Source organism: Pseudomonas sp. PDM32, from assembly GCF_019219225.1.
In the GTDB taxonomy this organism is placed as follows: Bacteria; Pseudomonadota; Gammaproteobacteria; order Pseudomonadales; family Pseudomonadaceae; genus Aquipseudomonas; species Aquipseudomonas laurylsulfatiphila.
Map to the genome: position 1 here is coordinate 14,494 of NZ_JAHUWE010000019.1, position 19,677 is coordinate 34,170.

The 19,677-nt window shown below is 58.9% G+C and carries 24 protein-coding genes; 9 read left to right on the forward strand and 15 right to left on the reverse strand.

Annotated elements, in window-relative coordinates; genetic code table 11:
• Positions 1-119: 119 nt before the first annotated feature.
• The 6 genes from rimO (at position 120) to tsaA (ending at position 5,256) form a co-directional block, all read left to right on the forward strand.
• Positions 120-1,457 (forward strand): 30S ribosomal protein S12 methylthiotransferase RimO, encoded by a 1,338-nt coding sequence (gene rimO, locus KW846_RS28085; RefSeq protein ID WP_007971167.1) that lies wholly within the window; start codon positions 120-122, stop codon positions 1,455-1,457.
• Positions 1,458-1,569: 112 nt separating this feature from the next.
• Entirely contained in the window at positions 1,570-2,043 is a 474-nt protein-coding gene (locus KW846_RS28090; protein ID WP_218486250.1) for a GNAT family N-acetyltransferase, read from the forward strand.
• Positions 2,044-2,196: 153 nt separating this feature from the next.
• The gene (locus KW846_RS28095; RefSeq protein ID WP_007971163.1) at positions 2,197-2,907 is read left to right on the forward strand and encodes an rRNA pseudouridine synthase; all 711 of its coding nucleotides are present in this window, start codon (positions 2,197-2,199) and stop codon (positions 2,905-2,907) included.
• Positions 2,908-2,983: 76 nt separating this feature from the next.
• Positions 2,984-3,454, forward strand: coding sequence for a DUF1456 family protein (locus tag KW846_RS28100; protein WP_007971161.1), 471 nt, complete (start codon positions 2,984-2,986; stop codon positions 3,452-3,454).
• Between the two features lie 209 nt (positions 3,455-3,663).
• Positions 3,664-4,434, forward strand: coding sequence for an SDR family oxidoreductase (locus KW846_RS28105; RefSeq protein WP_218486251.1), 771 nt, complete (start codon positions 3,664-3,666; stop codon positions 4,432-4,434).
• 120 nt (positions 4,435-4,554) lie between these two features.
• Entirely contained in the window at positions 4,555-5,256 is a 702-nt protein-coding gene (gene tsaA / locus KW846_RS28110) for a tRNA (N6-threonylcarbamoyladenosine(37)-N6)-methyltransferase TrmO (RefSeq protein WP_218486252.1), read from the forward strand.
• 140 nt (positions 5,257-5,396) lie between these two features.
• Here tsaA and fpr read toward each other — a convergent pair whose 3' ends face one another.
• On the reverse strand, positions 5,397-6,176 hold the full coding sequence (fpr, locus tag KW846_RS28115; protein ID WP_003443014.1) for a ferredoxin-NADP reductase: 780 nt from the start codon (positions 6,174-6,176) through the stop codon (positions 5,397-5,399).
• A gap of 145 nt (positions 6,177-6,321) precedes the next feature.
• Between fpr and KW846_RS28120 the strand changes: the two genes are divergently transcribed.
• Positions 6,322-7,248, forward strand: a complete 927-nt coding sequence (locus KW846_RS28120) for a LysR family transcriptional regulator (protein WP_033047456.1) — start codon at positions 6,322-6,324, stop codon at positions 7,246-7,248.
• Here the strand turns inward: KW846_RS28120 and KW846_RS28125 are convergent.
• From KW846_RS28125 to KW846_RS28135, 3 genes are all read right to left on the reverse strand, one after another.
• On the reverse strand, positions 7,245-7,607 hold the full coding sequence (locus KW846_RS28125) for a diacylglycerol kinase (protein ID WP_015093791.1): 363 nt from the start codon (positions 7,605-7,607) through the stop codon (positions 7,245-7,247). The genes KW846_RS28120 and KW846_RS28125 overlap by 4 nt on opposite strands.
• Before the next feature lie 76 nt (positions 7,608-7,683).
• A complete protein-coding gene (erdR, locus tag KW846_RS28130) occupies positions 7,684-8,334 on the reverse strand; it encodes a response regulator transcription factor ErdR (RefSeq protein ID WP_007971156.1) in 651 nt (216 codons plus the stop codon).
• 218 nt (positions 8,335-8,552) lie between these two features.
• The gene (locus tag KW846_RS28135; RefSeq protein ID WP_218486253.1) at positions 8,553-9,311 is read right to left on the reverse strand and encodes a tRNA-uridine aminocarboxypropyltransferase; all 759 of its coding nucleotides are present in this window, start codon (positions 9,309-9,311) and stop codon (positions 8,553-8,555) included.
• A 188-nt stretch (positions 9,312-9,499) separates the two neighbouring features.
• On the opposite strand from KW846_RS28135, the gene KW846_RS28140 reads away from it, so the two are divergent.
• Positions 9,500-9,922, forward strand: a complete 423-nt coding sequence (locus tag KW846_RS28140; RefSeq protein ID WP_007971154.1) for a quorum-sensing-regulated virulence factor family protein — start codon at positions 9,500-9,502, stop codon at positions 9,920-9,922.
• Here the strand turns inward: KW846_RS28140 and KW846_RS28145 are convergent, their stop codons facing one another.
• Entirely contained in the window at positions 9,923-10,117 is a 195-nt protein-coding gene (locus tag KW846_RS28145) for a hypothetical protein (RefSeq protein ID WP_007971153.1), read from the reverse strand.
• 482 nt (positions 10,118-10,599) lie between these two features.
• On the opposite strand from KW846_RS28145, the gene KW846_RS28150 reads away from it, so the two are divergent.
• Positions 10,600-11,718, forward strand: coding sequence for a TIGR00730 family Rossman fold protein (locus KW846_RS28150; protein WP_218486254.1), 1,119 nt, complete (start codon positions 10,600-10,602; stop codon positions 11,716-11,718).
• Positions 11,719-11,763: 45 nt separating this feature from the next.
• Here KW846_RS28150 and recX read toward each other — a convergent pair whose 3' ends face one another.
• The 10 genes from recX to KW846_RS28200 all read right to left on the reverse strand — a co-directional run bounded on the left by recX (position 11,764) and on the right by KW846_RS28200 (position 19,606).
• Complete coding sequence (recX, locus tag KW846_RS28155) at positions 11,764-12,231, reverse strand: recombination regulator RecX (RefSeq protein ID WP_218486255.1); 468 nt, start codon at positions 12,229-12,231, stop codon at positions 11,764-11,766.
• A gap of 8 nt (positions 12,232-12,239) precedes the next feature.
• Complete coding sequence (recA, locus tag KW846_RS28160; RefSeq protein WP_007971148.1) at positions 12,240-13,298, reverse strand: recombinase RecA; 1,059 nt, start codon at positions 13,296-13,298, stop codon at positions 12,240-12,242.
• 83 nt (positions 13,299-13,381) lie between these two features.
• Complete coding sequence (locus tag KW846_RS28165; RefSeq protein ID WP_007971146.1) at positions 13,382-13,882, reverse strand: CinA family protein; 501 nt, start codon at positions 13,880-13,882, stop codon at positions 13,382-13,384.
• Between the two features lie 79 nt (positions 13,883-13,961).
• Positions 13,962-14,498, reverse strand: coding sequence for a lysis system i-spanin subunit Rz (locus KW846_RS28170; protein ID WP_218486256.1), 537 nt, complete (start codon positions 14,496-14,498; stop codon positions 13,962-13,964).
• On the reverse strand, positions 14,480-15,043 hold the full coding sequence (locus tag KW846_RS28175; RefSeq protein ID WP_218486257.1) for a glycoside hydrolase family 19 protein: 564 nt from the start codon (positions 15,041-15,043) through the stop codon (positions 14,480-14,482). The genes KW846_RS28170 and KW846_RS28175 overlap by 19 nt, the downstream gene beginning before the upstream one ends.
• A gap of 40 nt (positions 15,044-15,083) precedes the next feature.
• On the reverse strand, positions 15,084-16,100 hold the full coding sequence (locus KW846_RS28180; RefSeq protein WP_218486258.1) for a phage late control D family protein: 1,017 nt from the start codon (positions 16,098-16,100) through the stop codon (positions 15,084-15,086).
• A gap of 9 nt (positions 16,101-16,109) precedes the next feature.
• Positions 16,110-16,322 (reverse strand): tail protein X, encoded by a 213-nt coding sequence (locus KW846_RS28185; protein WP_218486259.1) that lies wholly within the window; start codon positions 16,320-16,322, stop codon positions 16,110-16,112.
• The gene (locus KW846_RS28190) at positions 16,315-16,698 is read right to left on the reverse strand and encodes a phage tail protein (RefSeq protein WP_007971137.1); all 384 of its coding nucleotides are present in this window, start codon (positions 16,696-16,698) and stop codon (positions 16,315-16,317) included. Before KW846_RS28190 ends, KW846_RS28185 begins: the two co-directional genes overlap by 8 nt.
• Positions 16,698-18,893 (reverse strand): phage tail tape measure protein, encoded by a 2,196-nt coding sequence (locus KW846_RS28195; RefSeq protein WP_218486260.1) that lies wholly within the window; start codon positions 18,891-18,893, stop codon positions 16,698-16,700. The genes KW846_RS28190 and KW846_RS28195 overlap by 1 nt, the downstream gene beginning before the upstream one ends.
• A 128-nt stretch (positions 18,894-19,021) precedes the next feature.
• Complete coding sequence (locus KW846_RS28200) at positions 19,022-19,606, reverse strand: phage tail assembly protein (RefSeq protein WP_218486261.1); 585 nt, start codon at positions 19,604-19,606, stop codon at positions 19,022-19,024.
• Between the last annotated feature and the right edge of the window lie 71 nt (positions 19,607-19,677).

Consider the following 19,677-nt stretch of genomic DNA (forward strand, 5'->3'; position numbering starts at 1 on the left):
GGTCAAGTGGGCTTACCATCGCTAGAATTGCGCACTTTTTGACCAGAGGCGCCAAATAAGCGCCCGTCCGTCGTCTTGCCGCACTCGGCACGAGGCGTCACAAAATACCGAGGTTAGACATGTCCACCACTCCTGCGTCAGCCAATCCAAAGGTTGGCTTCGTATCCCTGGGCTGCCCCAAAGCACTGGTCGACTCCGAGCGCATCCTTACCCAGCTGCGCATGGAAGGCTATGACGTTGTCTCCACTTACCAGGACGCCGATGTCGTGGTGGTCAACACCTGCGGCTTCATCGATTCGGCCAAGGCCGAGTCCCTGGAAGTGATCGGCGAAGCCATCAAGGAAAACGGCAAGGTCATCGTGACCGGCTGCATGGGCGTCGAAGAAGGCAACATTCGCGACGTACACCCGAGCGTGCTGGCCGTGACCGGTCCGCAGCAGTACGAGCAAGTGGTCAACGCCGTGCACGAAGTCGTGCCGCCACGCCAGGACCACAACCCGCTGATCGACCTGGTGCCGCCACAAGGCATCAAGCTGACTCCGCGCCACTACGCCTACCTGAAGATTTCCGAAGGCTGCAACCACAGCTGCAGCTTCTGCATCATCCCGTCGATGCGCGGCAAACTGGTCAGCCGTCCGGTGGGCGACGTGCTCGACGAGGCCCAGCGCCTGGTCAAGTCCGGCGTCAAGGAACTGTTGGTGATCTCCCAGGACACCAGCGCCTACGGCGTCGACGTGAAATACCGCACCGGTTTCTGGAACGGCGCGCCGGTGAAAACCCGCATGACCGAACTCTGCGAAGCCCTGAGCACCCTCGGCGTCTGGGTTCGCCTGCACTACGTTTACCCCTACCCCCACGTTGACGAGCTGATCCCGCTGATGGCCGCCGGCAAGATCCTGCCGTACCTGGACATCCCGTTCCAGCACGCCAGCCCGAAAGTGCTGAAGTCGATGAAACGCCCGGCCTTCGAAGACAAGACCCTGGCACGCATCAAGAACTGGCGCGAAATCTGCCCGGACCTGATCATCCGTTCGACCTTCATCGTCGGCTTCCCGGGCGAAACCGAAGAGGACTTCCAGTACCTGCTGAACTGGCTGACCGAAGCCCAGCTCGACCGCGTCGGCTGCTTCCAGTACTCGCCGGTAGAAGGCGCACCGGCCAATGACCTGGACCTGGAAGTCGTTCCGGACGACGTCAAGCAGGACCGCTGGGAGCGCTTCATGGCGCACCAGCAGGCCATCAGCTCGGCGCGCCTGCAAATGCGCATCGGCCGCGAGATCGAAGTGCTGGTCGATGAAGTCGACGAGCAAGGCGCCGTGGGCCGCTGCTTCTTCGACGCCCCGGAGATCGACGGCAACGTATTCATCGACAACGGCAGCAACCTCAAGCCGGGCGACAAGGTCTGGTGCAAAGTGACCGACGCCGACGAATACGACCTGTGGGCTGAACAGATCTAAACGCAAAAAATACAAAAAGCCCCGCTCTCTTGACGAGATGCGGGGCTTTTTTACGGCTATCGTTTGCACATGGAAGGATTCCTATCAACCACTGCAAAAGAGGCAGACGGGCATGCGTCAGCATTCGGTCATCCACACGCCGAAACTCGGCGACTACGAAGAATTGACCCGGGTCTGGGAGGCCTCGGTGCGCGCCACCCACGACTTTCTGCCGGACAGCTACATCGAACTGCTGAAAAACCTGGTGCTGACCCGCTACCTCGACTCGGTGATGCTGATCTGCACCAAGGATTCGAGCCAGCGCATCACCGGATTCGCCGGCGTCGCGGCAGGCAAGATCGAAATGCTCTTCATCGACCCCGACCATCGCGGCCAGGGCCTGGGCAAAAAATTGTTGCGTTATGCCCTGGAACACCTGAACGCCGATGAGCTGGACGTCAACGAACAGAACCCGCAAGCCCTCGGCTTTTACTTCAAGCAGGGTTTCGAGGTCATCGGTCGCTCGGAAGTCGATGGCATGGGCCAGCCGTATCCGTTGCTGCACATGCGTATGCGTCAAAACCAGCAACACTCCCGACATGCCTGACACAACACGGACAACTGTAGGAGCTGCCGAAGGCTGCGATCTTTGCTTTCAAGATCAAAAAATCGCAGCCTTCGGCAGCTCCTGCAAATGGAACCGGGATTAACCGGCGCCAGGCAGGTACAATGCCCACCCCCTTTTTGTTACGGCCCTGACATGACTGACCCGATTCGTCTCTCCAAACGCCTCATCGAACTCGTCGGCTGTTCCCGTCGGGAGGCTGAGCTGTTCATCGAGGGCGGCTGGGTCACCGTCGACGGCGTGGTCATCGACGAGCCGCAATTCAAGGTCGACACCCAGAAAGTCGAGCTTGATCCAGAAGCCAAGGCCACCGCGCCGGAACCGGTGACCCTGTTGCTCAATGTGCCGGCCGGCATGGACGCAGACACCGCCATGGCCACCCTCGGCGCCGAGACCCTGAGCGAAGAACACCGCTACGGCAAGCGTCCGTTGCGCGGGCATTTCCTGCGCCTGACCGCCAGCACCGACCTGCAGGCCAACGCCAGCGGGCTGCTGGTGTTCACCCAGGACTGGAAAATCCTGCGCAAGCTCACCGCTGACTCCAGCAAGATCGAGCAAGAGTATGTGGTCGAGGTTGAAGGCGAGATGGTGGCTCACGGCCTCAACCGTCTGAACCATGGCCTGACCTACAAGGGCAAGGAGTTGCCGGCGGTCAAGGCCAGCTGGCAGAACGAAAACCGCCTGCGCTTTGCCATGAAGAACCCGCAACCGGGCATCATCGCCCTGCTGTGCCAGGCCGTCGGCCTGAAGGTCGTCGCCATCCGTCGTATCCGCATCGGCGGCGTGTCCATCGGCAAAGTGCCCGTGGGGCAATGGCGCTACTTGTCCGGCAAAGAGAAGTTCTAAGGCTATCCGCGCCGCCACACTTTTCGGTGCTGCTGTTTTCGGCGGCACCCATAGCTGAATTATCAGGACTGCACACATGATTCATAACGACGTACTGCGCAGCGTGCGCTACATGCTCGACATCAGCGACAAGAAAGTCATCGAGATCATCAAGCTCGGCGGCCTGGACGTGACCCTGGCAGACCTGGTGACCTATCTCGACAAGAAAGAGGAAGACGAAGAAGGCTTCGTGCGCTGCCCGGACGAAGTCATGGCACATTTCCTCGACGGCCTGGTGATCTTCAAGCGCGGCAAGGACGAAAGCCGTCCGCCGCAGCCGATCGAAGTGCCGGTGACCAACAACATCATCCTGAAAAAGCTGCGGGTCGCATTCGAGCTGAAAGAAGACGACATGCACGCGATCCTCAAGGCCGCCGAGTTCCCGGTGTCCAAGCCTGAGCTGAGCGCGCTGTTCCGCAAGTTCGGCCACACCAACTATCGCCCGTGCGGCGACCAGTTGCTGCGCAACTTCCTCAAGGGCCTGACCCTGCGCGTTCGCCCCCAATAAACCACCGCCCCCCTGTAGGAGCTGCCGCAGGCTGCGATCTTTTGATCTTGCTTTTAAAAATCAAGATCAAAAGATCGCAGCCTGCGGCAGCTCCTACACAGGTGGTTCAGGGCTTGGCCATATGGCCATTCATTCCGCGCAAAAATAGTGGCTCCGTTTCGAACGGCTGACGACTAGGGTATCAAGACCCTCAGCTCTCAGGATTCGCCATGCATCCCTACTTCTCCCTGCAAGGCCGCACCGCCCTGGTGACAGGCGGCACCCGTGGTATCGGCAGGATGATCGCCAAGGCCTACGTCGAAGCAGGCGCCACCGTGTACGTCTGCGCCCGCGACGCCGAAGCCTGCCGGCAAACCGCCGACGAACTCGGCGCGCTTGGACACTGCCACGCCATGGTTGCCAACCTCGCCACCGAAGAGGGCGTCCTGCAACTGGCCACACGCCTGGGGGAGCAGATTTCCCAACTGGACATCCTGGTGAACAATGCCGGCACCACCTGGGGTGCACCACTGGAGAGCTACCCGATCAAGGGCTGGGAAAAAGTCATGCAGCTCAACGTGACATCGGTATTCAACTGTATCCAGCAATTCCTGCCCCTGCTGCGCAAGGCCGGTTCAGCGCAGAATCCCGCGCGGATCATCAACATTGGTTCGGTGGCCGGGATTTCATCGTTCGGCGAACAGGCGTATGCCTACGGGCCGAGCAAGGCGGCGCTGCATCAACTGTCGAGGATTCTGGCGCGCGAACTGGTGAGCCAGCACATCAATGTCAATGTGATCGCACCGGGTCGTTTTCCGAGCAAGATGACCCGGCACATTGGCGATGATGAACAGGCACTGGCTGAGGATACGGCACTGATTCCCATGAAGCGTTGGGGCCGCGAGGAAGAGATGGCGGCGCTGGCGATCAGTCTGGCGAGCACCGCGGGGGCCTATATGACCGGGAACATCATTGCGCTAGATGGCGGGTTCAGCCTTTAAAAGATCGCAGCCTGCGGCAGCTCCTACGCCGAACGAATTCCTCTGTAGGAGCTGCCGAAGGCTGCGATCTTTTGATCTTTAAGGCATCATCCCGGTCTGACTCCGCCTCGACCTCAAACCATGACCTACAGCGTTTCCCCCATCGGCTTCGTACGCTCCTGCTTCAAGGAGAAGTTTGCCATTCCGCGCCAGCCACAACTGGCCCCGGCCGCCCGTGGGGTACTGGAACTGGTGGCTCCGTTCGATCAAGGGGACGCGGTGCAGGGCCTGGAGCAGGTCAGCCACGTGTGGCTGCTGTTCCTGTTCCACCAGGCCCTGGAGGAAAAGCCTCGCCTGAAGGTCCGCCCTCCTCGTCTCGGCGGCAACAAATCCATGGGCGTGTTCGCCACCCGTGCCACCCACCGCCCCAATGGCATCGGGCAATCAGTGGTGAAACTGGACAGGGTCGAAGTCAACCGTCTGTGGATCTCAGGCATCGATCTGCTGGATGGCACACCGATTCTCGATATCAAGCCCTACGTGCCCTACGCCGACATCGTCGATACAGCCGCCAACAGCATCGCCAGCGCTGCGCCGCAGCTGATTCCCGTGCAGTGGACGGACTCAGCGCTGCTGCAGGCTCACGAGCATGCCCGGCGCCTTGATGAGCCTTTGGTTGAGTTGATCGAGCAATGCCTGGCACAGGATCCCCGCCCGGCCTATCAAATACCTGCACCCGAGCGGGAATACGGTGCGCAGTTCTGGGATCTGGATGTGCGCTGGCATTACCCGACACCGGAGCTGATCCGCGTCCTGGAAGTCATTCCCGCATCCAACCTGTAGGAGCTGCCGCAGGCTGCGATCTTTTGATTTTGATTTTTAAAAACAAGATCAAAAGATCGCAGCCTGCGGCAGCTCCTACAGGAAAGCAAAAAGCCCGCGTTGCCTTGAGGCAGCGCGGGCTTTTCAATGATGCAGGTTGCTTACTTCTCTACGAACGCACGCTCGATCAGGTAGTCACCCGGCTCGCGCATCCGCGGCGAAACCTTCAGGCCGAAGCTGTTCAGCACTTCGCTGGTCTCGTCGAGCATGCTCGGGCTGCCGCACAGCATGGCGCGGTCGTCCTGCGGGTTGATCGGAGGCAGACCGATGTCGCTGAACAGCTTGCCGCTGCGCATCAGGTCGGTCAGGCGACCTTCGTTCTCGAACGGCTCGCGGGTCACGGTCGGGTAGTAGATCAACTTGTCACGCAGCGCTTCACCGAAGAATTCGTTCTGCGGCAGGTGCTCGGTGATGAACTCGCGGTAAGCGACTTCGTTGACGTAACGCACGCCGTGGCACAGGATCACTTTTTCGAAACGCTCGTAGGTTTCCGGGTCCTGGATGACGCTCATGAACGGCGCCAGACCGGTACCGGTGCTGAGCAGGTACAAATGTTTGCCAGGCTTCAAGTCATCCAGTACCAGCGTGCCGGTAGGCTTCTTGCTGATGATGATCTCGTCGCCTTCCTTCAGATGCTGCAACTGCGAAGTCAGCGGACCATCAGGCACCTTGATGCTGAAGAACTCGAGATGCTCTTCCCAGTTCGGGCTGGCAATCGAGTAAGCGCGCATAAGCGGGCGGCCGTTGGGCTGTTGCAGGCCGATCATCACGAACTGACCGTTCTCGAAGCGCAGGCCCGGATCACGGGTGCACTTGAAGCTGAACAGAGTGTCGTTCCAGTGGTGAACACTGAGGACACGCTCGTGGTTCATGTTGCTCATGTACGTGGGACTCCTGGAGATTGGTCTGCGCGTGTTCGGTGTGCTCTGCAAGAAAGCCAGCTCTGCGCAATTGCATCGCATTCTAAAGGCAGAGACAATATCTGTTAAATGGATTATTAAGATAAGGGTTATCGGTTATATCGATATGCGATTTACTCTCCGTCAACTTCAAGTATTCGTCGCCGTCGCTCAGCAGGAAAGCGTGTCCCGTGCTGCGGGCCTGCTCAACCTCTCGCAATCGGCGGCGAGCACCTCGATCACCGAACTGGAGCGCCAGTGCAGCTGCCAACTGTTCGACCGCGCCGGCAAACGGCTGAGCCTGAACGCCCTCGGTAAACAACTATTGCCGCAAGCGGTCGCCCTGCTGGACCAGGCCAAGGAAATCGAAGACCTGCTCAACGGCAAATCCGGTTTCGGCTCGCTGGCCGTGGGCGCGACCCTGACCATCGGCAATTACCTGGCCACCCTGCTGATCGGCAGCTTCATGCAGCGCCATCCGGAAAGCCAGGTGAAGCTGCACGTGCAGAACACTGCCAACATTGTGCAACAGGTGGCCCACTATGAAATTGACCTGGGTCTGATCGAAGGCGACTGCAGTCACCCGGACATCGAAGTGCAAAGCTGGGTCGAGGACGAACTGGTGGTGTTTTGCGCCCCTCAGCATCCGCTGGCCAAACGCGGCACGGCCACCATGGACGAGTTGAGCCACGAAGCCTGGATCTTGCGCGAACAGGGCTCCGGCACACGGTTGACCTTCGATCAAGCCATGCGTCATCACCGCTCTTCCTTGAATATCCGCCTGGAGCTTGAGCACACCGAAGCGATCAAGCGCGCGGTGGAATCAGGTTTGGGGATTGGCTGCATTTCCCGGCTGGCTTTGCGCGACGCATTCCGCCGCGGCAGCCTGGTGCCTGTCGAGACGCCGGATCTGGATCTGGCGCGACAGTTTTATTTCATCTGGCATAAACAGAAATATCAGACCTCGGCGATGCGCGAATTCCTCGACCTGTGCCGCGCCTTCACCGCCGGGGTTCAGCGCAGCGACGAGATCGTACTGCCGACGATCGCTTAGAGCAGGATGACCGCCCACACCAGGGCAATCATGCTCAACGCCACGAACTGGGCGGCACTGCCCATGTCCTTGGCATTCTTGGAGAGCGGGTGCCGTTCAAGGGAAATGCGGTCGATAGCCGCTTCCACGGCCGAATTGAGCAACTCGACGATCAACGCCAACAGGCATACCGCGATCAACAACGCCTGTTCGACCCGGCTGACATTCAGGAAGAACGACAAGGGAATCAGAATGACGTTGAGCAATACCAGTTGCCGAAAGGCGGCTTCGCCGGTGAAGGCTGCGCGCAGGCCGTCCAGCGAATAACCGGAGGCATTGAGGATTCGTTTCAGACCGGTCTGGCCTTTGAAAGGTGACATAGAGTGGGCAACTGACAAAAAAGGAAGTGGGAAAGCTAGTTCAACCAAAGTCAAAAAAGCGTGAAGCCGCCAGCCTTTAATGGCTGGAAGTTGACTCAAGTTGTTGCAAGAGCAGCGCAGCCTGGGTCCGGGTCCGTACATTCAGTTTACGGAAAATCGCGGTCACGTGCGCTTTGATAGTCGCCTCGGAAACACTCAACTCGTAGGCGATCTGCTTGTTCAGCAAGCCTTCGCAGACCATGGTCAGTACACGGAATTGCTGCGGCGTCAGGCTGGCAAGTCCTTCGCTGGCCGCCTTGGCCTCTGCCGAGACGCTGACCGCTTCGAACGCCTGCGGTGGCCAGAACACATCGCCATCGAGGACCGCTCGCACGGCTTTCTGGATCACACTCAAGTCGCTGGATTTGGGAATGAAGCCACTGGCGCCGAACTCACGGGACTTGACCATGATGGTCGGCTCTTCCTGGGCCGAGACCATGACCACCGGAATCTGCGGGTACTGACCGCGCAGCAGGACCAGTCCGGAAAAACCGTAGGCCCCTGGCATGTTCAGGTCCAGCAATACCAGATCCCAGTCGGACTTTTCCGTCAGGCGGACTTCCAGTTCGGCAATGCTCGCCACCTCCACCAGACGGACATCCGGGCCAAGGCCCAGGGTCAACGCTTGATGCAAGGCACTACGAAACAGTGGGTGATCATCGGCAATCAGGATTTCGTATGTGGCCATTTTTCAAATGATCCTGTTTTTCATGGGACGCCCGATGCATTCGGACCTCGCCAAAGCACCTCAAGGCACAGCCATGGAGCTGCGCTGACCAGGCACGTTCAACGCAAGAAACGCCATTGCAAACGTTGGCCGCACCCTGATCGGCGCCAAGCATGCCCAGCGAAGCCGGGGTGGTCAAGCAGCATGCCCGGTACAGTTTATTGCAGTATGAGCGACAATCAGTCCATAAAAGGAGTGACCGATTGGACATAGGGCATCAACTCGGCATGCGCCGGGGTCGAAACGTTCATGTCCAACTGATGTTTGGCGTCGAGGTAATGCTGACTGAACACATCAAAGTAGGCATCCAGCGCCGAGGCTGCGTCGACATCGCCCGCAAGGTCGAGACACAGCGCCGCCACTTCCGCCGTGCACAGATGCTCGCTGCGGGTCGAGCGACGCAACCGGTAGCGCGAGAGTTTTTCGGGCAGCAGACTGAGGATCGGCAATCGATCGAAATAGGGGCTCTTGCGAAAGATCTTTCGCGCCTCGGTCCAGGTCGCGTCCAACAAAATGAACAACGGACGCTTCGTGCCATCGACATCCACACTGTTTGTCACCCGCTCAGGTTCGACATATTCACCCGGAAACACCAGGTAGGGCTGCCATTGCGGGTCGGACAACAGCGCCAGCAACTTCGGATCGACCTCCGTACGGGACCAGATGAAGGCGTGGTTGTCAGGGACCACGTCGGCGATCAGCCAACCGGTGTTGCTTGGTTTGAACACTTCCTTGTTGGTCATGATCAGGCACACGCCGGAGCGGGTCGCGACCTGCGGACGCCATGCGCACAGGCAATGACTCTCGATCACCCGGCAGCCACGGCAACGCGGCGCACGCCAGCCGCGGGCCTGAATCGGCTTGATGCCCTCCTCCTCACGCTGATCGCGCAAGCGGGCTACTGCATTCAAGGCAATGCGCGCGGGGATGGGACTCATAGCGGGCAACGCCCACAGAGAAGGAAACTCGACACGAAACACACTCGACAGGGTAAAAAGTGCCAGCAGTTTACCAGACCGCCCGGCGCAAGCCTGTACCGTCCAGCCCGCCTCCCCTATAATTCGCCGCCACTGAACGCACAGTCACGTGACGGGTCAAAACCCCATCACTGAACCAGGAGAGTTTCATGCTGCGCCTTATCGTTCCTACCGCGGCCATTTTGCTGGCGTCGTCCCTCAATGCCCAGGCTGCGTCCTTGAAAGACACGGAACTGAACAAAATGCTGCAAAACGTCGCCACCCAGAGCAGCGTCGGCACTCCACGAGCGATCAACGAAGACATTCTCGATCAAGGCTACACCGTTGAAGGCAAACAGCTGATCAACCACCTGAGTGTGCAGAGCAGTCACGCCGACAAAATGCGTGCAGACCCGAAGGCGGTGTACTTCCAGTTGGGCGCTTCTGTCTGCAGAAACGAAGGGTTTCGCAAGCTGATGGCCAAGGGCGCGATCATGCGTTACGACTTCACCGAGGTGAAGACCAACCGTCCGGTCGGCTCCGCCAGCTTCCAGGAATCGGATTGCCTGCAACCGGCCAAGAAGAAAAAGTAATCACCGGGAATTGGCGCGCCGCTGTTCATCTTCGGCGCGCAATTCTGCCAGCAGCGCCTGCAAGTAATGCGAACGGCGTTCGCCGCCACGCAAACGCCGGCAGCACTCCTCTTCGAGACTCAAATGATTGGCCTCGGCTGACGACTTCAACAATCGATACAGTTGCGTATCGACCTCCAGAACGACTCTGGCCATGGTTTCCCGCCTCCCTGCACTTCACTCATGTTTGAGCGATTAAATCCTTGAACTGCATGTACCGTGCGCCCTGCCGTTGACGCAAAGTTGTCGTGTGGCACCTGTAACTTAGTAAATCAGAGTGCGGCCCATGCGACGCCTGTTCAGACGAGCGGTGAAACCACCTTGCAAATCGTCAATAAGCGGTTGCCAGCAAAGACGTTGTGGCGCAATGATCAAACAGCGCAAATCATTGTGAAGGTCTAGATTTCAGGTATCCACCTTCACTTTTTCAGGGCTGGAAAGGGGGCTGGCCGTCGCTTGCCGTGTTGTGCGATTGTTTCTTTCATCCAAGGGAAAAACAGAACCTGTTTGGATGATCCGATGCCTTTCGGGTCAATTAGATCGCCCAGGCATGGGCCTGGGCAGACAGCGACACATGAAGTGTCGTGGCACCGGCGTACGTTGTCGGGCCGAGGGTTCTGTGCAGAAGGAGAAGTTGAATGCCTTACCAACCGAATGACCTCCTGAGCCGTCATTTCGAAGAAAGCGGCCACGACCTCCTCAGCAAGGTCGAAGAACAACTCAAGCTGATTTCACCCAACAGCCCGAACATTCCGATCTACCGTGACATGATCCTGACCGTGCTGCGCATGGCCCAGGAAGACCATAACCGCTGGAACGCCAAAATCACCTTGCAAGCCCTGCGCGAACTGGAACAGGCCTTCCGCGTGCTCGAACAATTCAAGGGACGGCGCAAGGTCACTGTTTTCGGCTCGGCCCGTACCCCCATGGAACACCCGCTCTACAGGATGGCCCGGGAACTCGGCGCCGCTCTGGCGCGCTCTGACATGATGGTCATTACGGGCGCCGGTGGCGGCATCATGGCCGCCGCCCACGAGGGCGCCGGCCTGACACACAGCCTGGGGTTCAACATCACCCTGCCCTTCGAGCAGCATGCCAACCCCACTGTCGACGGCACGACCAACCTGCTGCCCTTCCATTTCTTCTTCACCCGCAAGCTGTTCTTCGTCAAGGAAGCCGATGCCCTGGTGCTGTGCCCGGGCGGCTTTGGCACGCTGGATGAAGCCCTGGAAGTGCTGACGCTGATTCAGACCGGCAAAAGCCCATTGGTGCCCGTGGTGCTGCTCGACGCGCCGGGCGGAAAATTCTGGCAAGGCGCACTGGACTTCATTCACCAGCAACTGGAGGAAAACCATTACATCCTGCCCACTGACATGAAGTTGGTGAGGCTGGTCTACAACGTCGAAGAAGCGGTAGAGCACATCAACCAGTTCTACAGCAACTTCCACTCCAGTCGCTGGCTCAAGCATCAATTCCTGATTCGCATGAATCACTCACTCAACGACCAGGCACTCGAATACATGCAGGAGGCTTTCGCCGACCTGCGCCTGAGCGATCATTTCCATCAGCATACTTACAGCGGCGAGGAACACGACGAAGCCGAATTCAGCCATCTGGCGCGACTGGTCTTCAACTTCAACGCCCGCAATCATGGCCGCCTGCGCGAACTGGTGGACTACATCAACCTGCCGGAAAACTGGGCACAATCAAAACCCCATGCACAACAACGCACGCGGGAGCCGTCAAAGGTTACGTGAGGCATAAAAAAACGGCCCGCTATCGAAATAGCGGGCCGTTTCAGTTCAGTCGTCCATCCCTCGACCGCTGAACAGGCGGTTGATCATTTCCATGGAGTATCCCCGATACGCCAGGAATCGGCCTTGTTTGGCTCGCTCCCGGACATCTGCCGGCAATTGCCCGGAGAATTTACGTCGCCAGGTGTCGGTCAGTTGCTCCTGCCAGTCGATACCGCTCTCACGCAGGGCGAGTTCAATGTCGATGCGTTGCAGGCCGCGCTGGCTCAACTCTTCACGAATGCGTAAAGGGCCATAACCGGAACGGGCGCGGTAGGAAACAAAACTTTCGAGGTAACGGGTTTCAGACAACAACCCCTCTTCCGTCAACCGGTCGAGTGCTGTTTCGATCATTTCAGGGAGGGCGCCGCGCTGACGCAGTTTACGCGTCAGCTCGACTCGACCGTGCTCGCGTCGTGCGAGCAGGTCCATTGCGGTTCGCCGCACCGCGACGATTGTATCGAGTACGACGGTCATCGCTTCGATCAGATATCAGCGTCAACCAGGTCGTCTTCGGTCTCTTTGACCGCAGAAGCTTTCGCGTCTGCTACCGATGCCGGGGACAGGAGCTTGTCACGCAGTTGCTTCTCCAGCTTTGCCGCGACTTCCGGGTTGTCCGCCAGGAACTTGGCCGAGTTGGCCTTGCCCTGACCGATCTTGGTGCCCTCATAGGCATACCAGGCGCCGGACTTCTCGACGAAACCGTGCAGAACACCCAGGTCGATCATCTCACCGTTGAGGTAGATGCCCTTGCCGTAAAGAATCTGGAACTCGGCCTGACGGAACGGCGAAGCTACCTTGTTCTTCACGACCTTGACGCGGGTTTCGCTACCGACGACTTCATCACCTTCCTTCACCGCGCCAGTACGACGGATGTCCAGACGAACCGATGCGTAGAACTTCAGCGCGTTACCACCGGTGGTGGTTTCCGGGCTGCCGAACATCACGCCGATCTTCATGCGGATCTGGTTGATGAAGATCACCAGGCAGTTGGCGTTCTTGATGTTACCGGTGATTTTACGCAGTGCCTGGGACATCAGGCGGGCTTGCAGGCCCACGTGCATGTCACCCATTTCGCCTTCGATTTCAGCCTTTGGCACCAGGGCGGCCACGGAGTCGACGATGATCACGTCAACCGCGTTGGAACGCACCAGCATGTCGGTGATTTCCAGGGCCTGCTCGCCGGTGTCCGGCTGGGAAACCAGCAGGTCGTCGACGTTGACGCCCAGCTTGCCGGCGTACTCAGGGTCGAGGGCGTGTTCGGCGTCGACGAATGCGCAGGTCGCGCCGGCTTTTTGAGCCTGGGCGATCACGGACAAGGTCAGCGTGGTTTTACCGGAAGATTCAGGACCGTAAATTTCAACAATACGGCCTTTTGGCAGGCCGCCGATGCCGAGAGCGATGTCCAGACCCAGAGAGCCAGTGGAAATGGCCGGGATCGCCTGACGGTCCTGATCGCCCATACGCATTACGGCACCCTTGCCGAATTGACGTTCGATCTGACCCAGGGCCGCAGCCAAGGCTTTCTTCTTGTTGTCGTCCATTAAAGTCCTCACGTAATCAATAAGGCCTGACGGCCAACACCTGTATAAGTAGCCAGTATTATTCCACAGCGATTCCGGATCGCCTACCCCTGATTTGAGATTTCTGCCGCGGCATAGCGCAGCAGCCCCTCTAGCGCGGCCTTCACCGTTTGTCGGCGCACCTCGTCACGGTCACCGGCGAAGTGTTGCAACTCGCTGAACACTCGCTCGCCCACGCCCCAGGCCAGCCAAACCGTCCCCACCGGCTTGCTCGGCGAACCTCCGTCCGGCCCGGCTACGCCACTGACCGCCACGGAAAAATACGCGCGACTTTTCTCCTGCGCGCCCCTGGCCATCGCTTCGACTACCTCGCGGCTGACCGCCCCCACCGTGGTGAACAACTCCACAGGAACATCCAGTTGCAGGTTCTTCTGCAGATTGGAATAGGTGACGTAACCGGCCTCGAACCACGCCGAGCTGCCCGGAATACGGGTGATCGCCTCGGCAATCCCGCCTCCGGTGCAGGACTCGGCCGTGGAAACGTGGGCATTGAGAATCTGCAATTGCCTGCCAAGGTCAGCGGCGAGCTGGGTAATTACTTTCACGGTCATCTCCTGAAGGGGCGGGATGGGTTAACCGTACACCAGCAGACTGCACTTGCAAGCGACAGGACCGATCAAAATGTTAGTGCGCAAGCGCTCTGACATAAGCCTGACAAGCCTGCAAGGCAATCAGTCCGCGGTCGCCGGCGTCGGTGATGGCGATAATTCGTTGAGCATGCGCCGGGTCAAGTCGGGCGCGTACGGCGCCATGATCCACGCTGCCGGGGCCGGAGGTGCCTGGCACTGCACGGTCGGGGGCAACATCGCCTGCATCGAGGAGGACTGACAGGCGCAGATCAGCAGTGGCAAGACGATCGCGCAGGCGATCCTGATCACGTTGAACATCGCTTAGCACTCGGTAATGTTTTTTTTCACTGGTGGACAATTGCTGCTCCAGGGAGAGGCGCCTGTCCTGCTCCGCCTGCCTCTGGGTTTGAGCAACCAGGGTCAGTTGATTCAGCGTTTCATGGTGCAACCTGGCCTGTTCCTCCAGTTGCCCCGCATAGCGCCAATCCTGAATACGCCAGGCCAGCGCCGCCGAGCCGCCCGCCAGCACCACCAGTAAAACAACACTGACGGCCGTTTGGTAAGGCGCCGAAATCAAACCGAAGGCTGACATAACACTGCCCTCGCCCGCGCCCATAGCTGCAAGCGATCCTGTAGCCCGTTCAAACCGCCGTTGATACGGCGGGTGATGCTGTTGAACTGGTCGCGATCGGCCAATTCGTTCAGACCGTTTTGCGCCCAATACCACGCAGCGGATTCAGCAGCCCATTGCGGTTGCTCGAGCAGTTCAGGCGCGGCCAGCAGGCGTTCGTCGCCGAACAGGCCGAGGCTGCATTGACGGTAGTTGTTGCGACCGGTGACCTGAATCAAACCGCGTCCACGGTACTTCTGGCCGTCGCGGTCAGGTTCTGCGGTATTGCCCAGGCGAACAGCCAGGGAACCCGTATCGTACTGGCTCAGGTACTGATCGCTGCCCAACTCCCGCACGTTCTGCAACTGCCCGGACTCATGACCGACTTGCGCGAGGAACGCAGCGATGCGCTTGGGCGTGTTGATGCGGTGATTAGCCATGGCAATGTTGAGAGCAGAAATAAAAACGCCCGCTTGGGTGCGGGCGCCTGGCATGATTTTGAGAAGTTGCCGTTCAGTCAGCGGCATGGTTTGACCTCATTGATTGATAAACGGTGTAGTCACGGTGTTACGAAGCAGAAGCCAGGCAGGTCGCTGCAATCGTGCAACGATAGCTGTCCTTTCGACTTCCACTGGTGGTGACCTTGTCGATCGACCAGCGCCCTCGCATGAAGTCAGGCCAAGTGTCATCCAGCACCACCAGTCCCTCTGCGCCCAATGCCGGATTGCCCGGGCAAACAATGTTTACCTTGAGCGTTTCGCGCATCATCCGGCGCACTTCACCTTCCGCTGCAGCTCGAGCGTCGTCGGCACCCTGACAGCGCTTGCGCAGCGTCTTGAACGGCGCAATGCCACTCTCCTCCACTTGCTCTTTACCCGCCGCTGCGTCCCACCAACTGATCTTGCAACCCTGGTATTTGGCGCGGGCAGTTTCATCCAGGGTCGCAGAGACAAAGGCGTTGTCTCCCGGATGATTGTTGGTGGTCACTGACAGTATTACCGGCGCCAGAATCTTGCCCGACAGCGATTTCACCTGCCCCCGCCGCGCCAGCACATACAATTCGTTGAACGGTTTGGCGACAGCGTCGTGCAGGTAGGCCAACCGGGTCAAAAACCCCATGTCCGTTTCATTGGACTGATCAATGTGCGCAATTTTAATCAGCGCCAGATCCGGGGCCACACGCGGGGAAAATCCGTGCCTGGAGGTCAATTGTCGAAACAGCGCTCCCAGGGTCGTAGGCCCGTGGCTGACCGATCGACGCTGTTTGAACCCGGTTTGATCCGCCGCACTGAACGGCGCAGCCGTGGCCACCAGCGTCAGGCGCAAGGGGAACAGGGTTGGCGTACGCCGGGTAATGACGAACTCTCCTTTATCGACCAGCCCCGACTCCAGGTAACCCACCCGCAGGCCGATTTTTCCGCCCAGGTCGGGCAACCCTTCAAGACCTTGCAGATCAATCGAGAGTGTCAGTTGATCGGACTCGATGCCCGCCGCGTCGACATGTTGCCAATTGAGCAAGCGTTCGTTGAGCAGCACCGCATTGGCGCCGTAGATTTCCACCGCTGGCGTGAAACCCAGTGACATGCTACCTCCTTAATCCCAGGCCGAAACCGGTGTGGGTGAAACGGGTTTTGAGTCCACCTCCGGCAGAACAACCCACACCCCTGCCGGCAGAATCGCAGCGTGCTCGGCAAGCTCCGGATTAAGACGCCACAGCGCTTCCTCGGCAGCGTCGTCAAAACGTTCAAGCTCGCGGTACAACAACAGATTCACCGAATCACCGGCGATGCTTCGAACCCTACGCATTGGCGAACTCCATCAATTCAATCACCCAGTCGACCACCATCGCGGTGCCGTCATCGATGATGTTGTTTTGGGTTTCCGACAGACTGCTGATCCGCCACAGGCCCCAGTTACGGCCAATGCCATCCACCAATGGCAACGGCGTGCGTAAGGCCTGCAAGGCGCGCAATTCATCGAGTCGATCCATGGCGGTCGCGTACATCGACTTGCCGGTGATCGTCAGGGTTTGCAGGCCCTGGCCGGTCTGCGTGGTTTTGGGTTTGCTGGTGAGGATATCGATGTTCGTCCAGCCACCGTCCGACTTGCGTAGCAGGGTGCTGTAGGCAAAATTTCTGGACAGGCCGAAAATGAAACTGCCCAGGACCATTTGCTGGCGCATTACGTACCTCCATCGGTCAGGGCCGCGTCGCTTCGCATCGCGAGTGAGTTAGGCAGGGTCATCAGCCCGAATTGTCCGGTGATTTGCTGAACCACCAGGTTGGCCAATTGGCTGGCACTGGCCTGATCCTGACCGTTGATGTAGATGTTCGCGGTCAAGTTGTTTTGCTGATGGGTTGTCTGGGAATCGCTGATGCTTTTACTGACTTGATCCGGGGCCGCGAGCCGATCGGTGGTGGAAACAATTTTTTCACCCAGCCATTCGCCCCCCCAACTGCCCGCCATACCGCCCAGCAAACCACCGATCACCCCGCCAACTGCCGTCCCCAGAACAGGCACCACACTGCCGATCATTGCGCCGGCAGCAGCGCCAGCGTAGGTCCCCGCCAAACCGCCACCGGCAGAACCCAACGCCCCGCCGACCGCTTGGGTGTCACCCGCCAGCAAGCCTTTGGCGACATCGTAACCAGCACTGAACAGCATCAGTGGTGCGACCCGCTTAGTGACCGCCGAGCCCATTCTGGTCGCACTCAGCAGCCGACTCTCTGTAGACATGGGAGGCAGTCTGGAAGGACTTTCCGGCATTGACTTGCTTGTGGTTTTCACCGCGCTTTTGCCAGAGCCCTGGCCGGCACCTTTATTCCTTCTCTTGCTTTTACGGCGTTGTTCCTTCGCATCAACCGCTGGGTCCGTCAGTTCAGGAATTTCTCGCGCACCGGCCAGGACCAAAAGCCTGGTCGCCGCAGCCGTGATGGCCGAGGCCATTGCAACCTTGATTTCAGCGCCACGCGCCAATGCAATGGCCCCAGCGAGAACCAGTAACCCTGCGGTGGTTTTGGGTTGTGCTTCAGCAACATCAGCCAAGCCTCCAGCCAATGCAGTGATCGACACCATCAAACCGTCAGTCACCGGTGCCAATGCGTTGCCGCCCGCCGCGAACAAGCGGTTCTTACTCGCATCCAGTGCATTCCAGCGCCCTTGCGAAGTATCTTCCAGCGCTTCGACGGTTCGCGCCACGGAGCCTGTAAATACCGGGAACGCCCCGTCTTTGTTCCTCGCGGACACCGACAACAGAGCCTTTTGAACATCTTCCGGATTTTTCAGCAGGTCCAGAACCCCGGCGTTGTCGCCAAACAGTGTCTTGGTAAGCGACTGCTGTTCCAGCACAGTTTTTTTCTTCAGCGCGTTAAGAACCTCATCAATGGTATCGGCCGGGTTACTGCGCAGGCCATCTGCGACCATCGTGGGATTAAATTTGGGGGCCAGTTCTGTCCAGGCTTTACGCTGCTCAGGTGAAGCCGCGTCTCCCTTGGCCAACCCTGTGGTCAAACTTTTCAAGGCCACACCAACGCCGGCCTTGTCTGTACCACTACTCAAGAACGCCGCCGCAAGCGCCGCGACCTGTTCAGGCGACCAACCCAAAGCGATGCCCTCGGCGCCAGAATGCTGCACCGCAAAGCCGATATCAGCTGCGTTGGTATTAAGGCCACTGTTGCCCAAGTGATTGGTCGCATCTGCCAGGCTCTGGATTTGTCCCCGATCCAGATTCATCGAAGCACGCCAGCCCAACAGCATCTCGCTGGCGGCCTTGACATCGAGCTTGAACGCCGAGGCCGTCACTGCACTGTCACGGGTGAAGTTCAGCAGCTCACTCTGTTGATTTGCAGAATCGGAGCCTTTACCTATGCCCCCTTTCACGGCCGCCAGCCCAACCTGGGCCAGTTGAGCCACCGTTACCCCACCGACAGCGACCTGCTTGTCGGTGGCCATTTTCTGGATGACTTGCGACAATGCCTGCAAGTGGGCGTCGTCCAGTTTCAGCACCTGATTGAGTTCAACCATCGCCAGCTCATTCGCCATTGCCGTTTTGAGTAAGTCTGGCGGGGAACGCTGTTCGACCTCAGCGTTGAGCTTTGACTTCGACTCACTCACGGCAGCTGGCACCGAGGTATTTGCATCGGGCAACGATTGCTGCACCACCAGGGCGCCGTTCAACGACGCCAGCGTTTCGCGGAGTTTTCCTTGCTCTGCCACCAGCAACCGGATATCAACGCTGGCGGCGGTCAATGCCAGGCTCAGTTCGGCATAAGGCTCATTGAAACTGACAAGTCCCGGTACTTCAGTCGCGCTGCCGAGTTGCGGTCGCTCAATGCGATCGATCTGCGCATCGAGCGGCGAATATTTACTCTCTGCCATCCCGCTCTACTCCTGTTTCACGCCAAGGCGAGTGATCGCGATGTCGTAGCGGCGTAATGCCTTGCCAGCGTCCCACTCCAGAATCTCCGCCTCACTTACCGGGTAAATGAGAGGCACCACATCGAGGATTACTTCGATGTCGCGCTCCGAAAGAAGTCCGCCGGTTTGTTTAAAAAATCGTCGATGCGCACCTGCAGCTGGGTCCAGTCGGGCACGGCCAGCGAGGCCAGGTCGGGAAGCATCAGGCCGGTGCAGTGGGCAGTGATGAATTCGGCGCGTTCCTTGGCCGTCTTGAGTTTCTTCATCGCCTTGGTCGCGCGCAGCACCGGCATTTCCAGGGTCAATGAAGCCAGCGTTCGCCCCGCTGCCGCGAGGGGTTGCAGCAGGGTCACTTCATCGGGGGAGGCCGACGGTTTTGTCGCGTCTTCGCCTTGTGCCAGGAAGTGCGAGGACGGCAAGGTCGACATTTGATGAACGTATTGCGCGATGCTCACGTAGTCCGGGCGTTTGAGTTGGTCGAGTTCCTTCGCCGACAACCCGGTGGCCAGCAATGCCAGCTCGAAGAACTGGTCATCCTCATCATCACCGGCACGGGCCAGGGCTTCTTTCTGTGCCGCGTAGTACAACGGTTTGAGCTGGACTTGCGCGATCTGTGCACCATCGTCACCGGTGATTGGCGACAACAGGATATGTTTGGGGGGTGTCCATGACATGGCATGAATTCCTTGAAGAATCAGGAAAGCCGCCCGCAGCAGGTCGGCGAACCGACGGGTGAAGGCGGCAT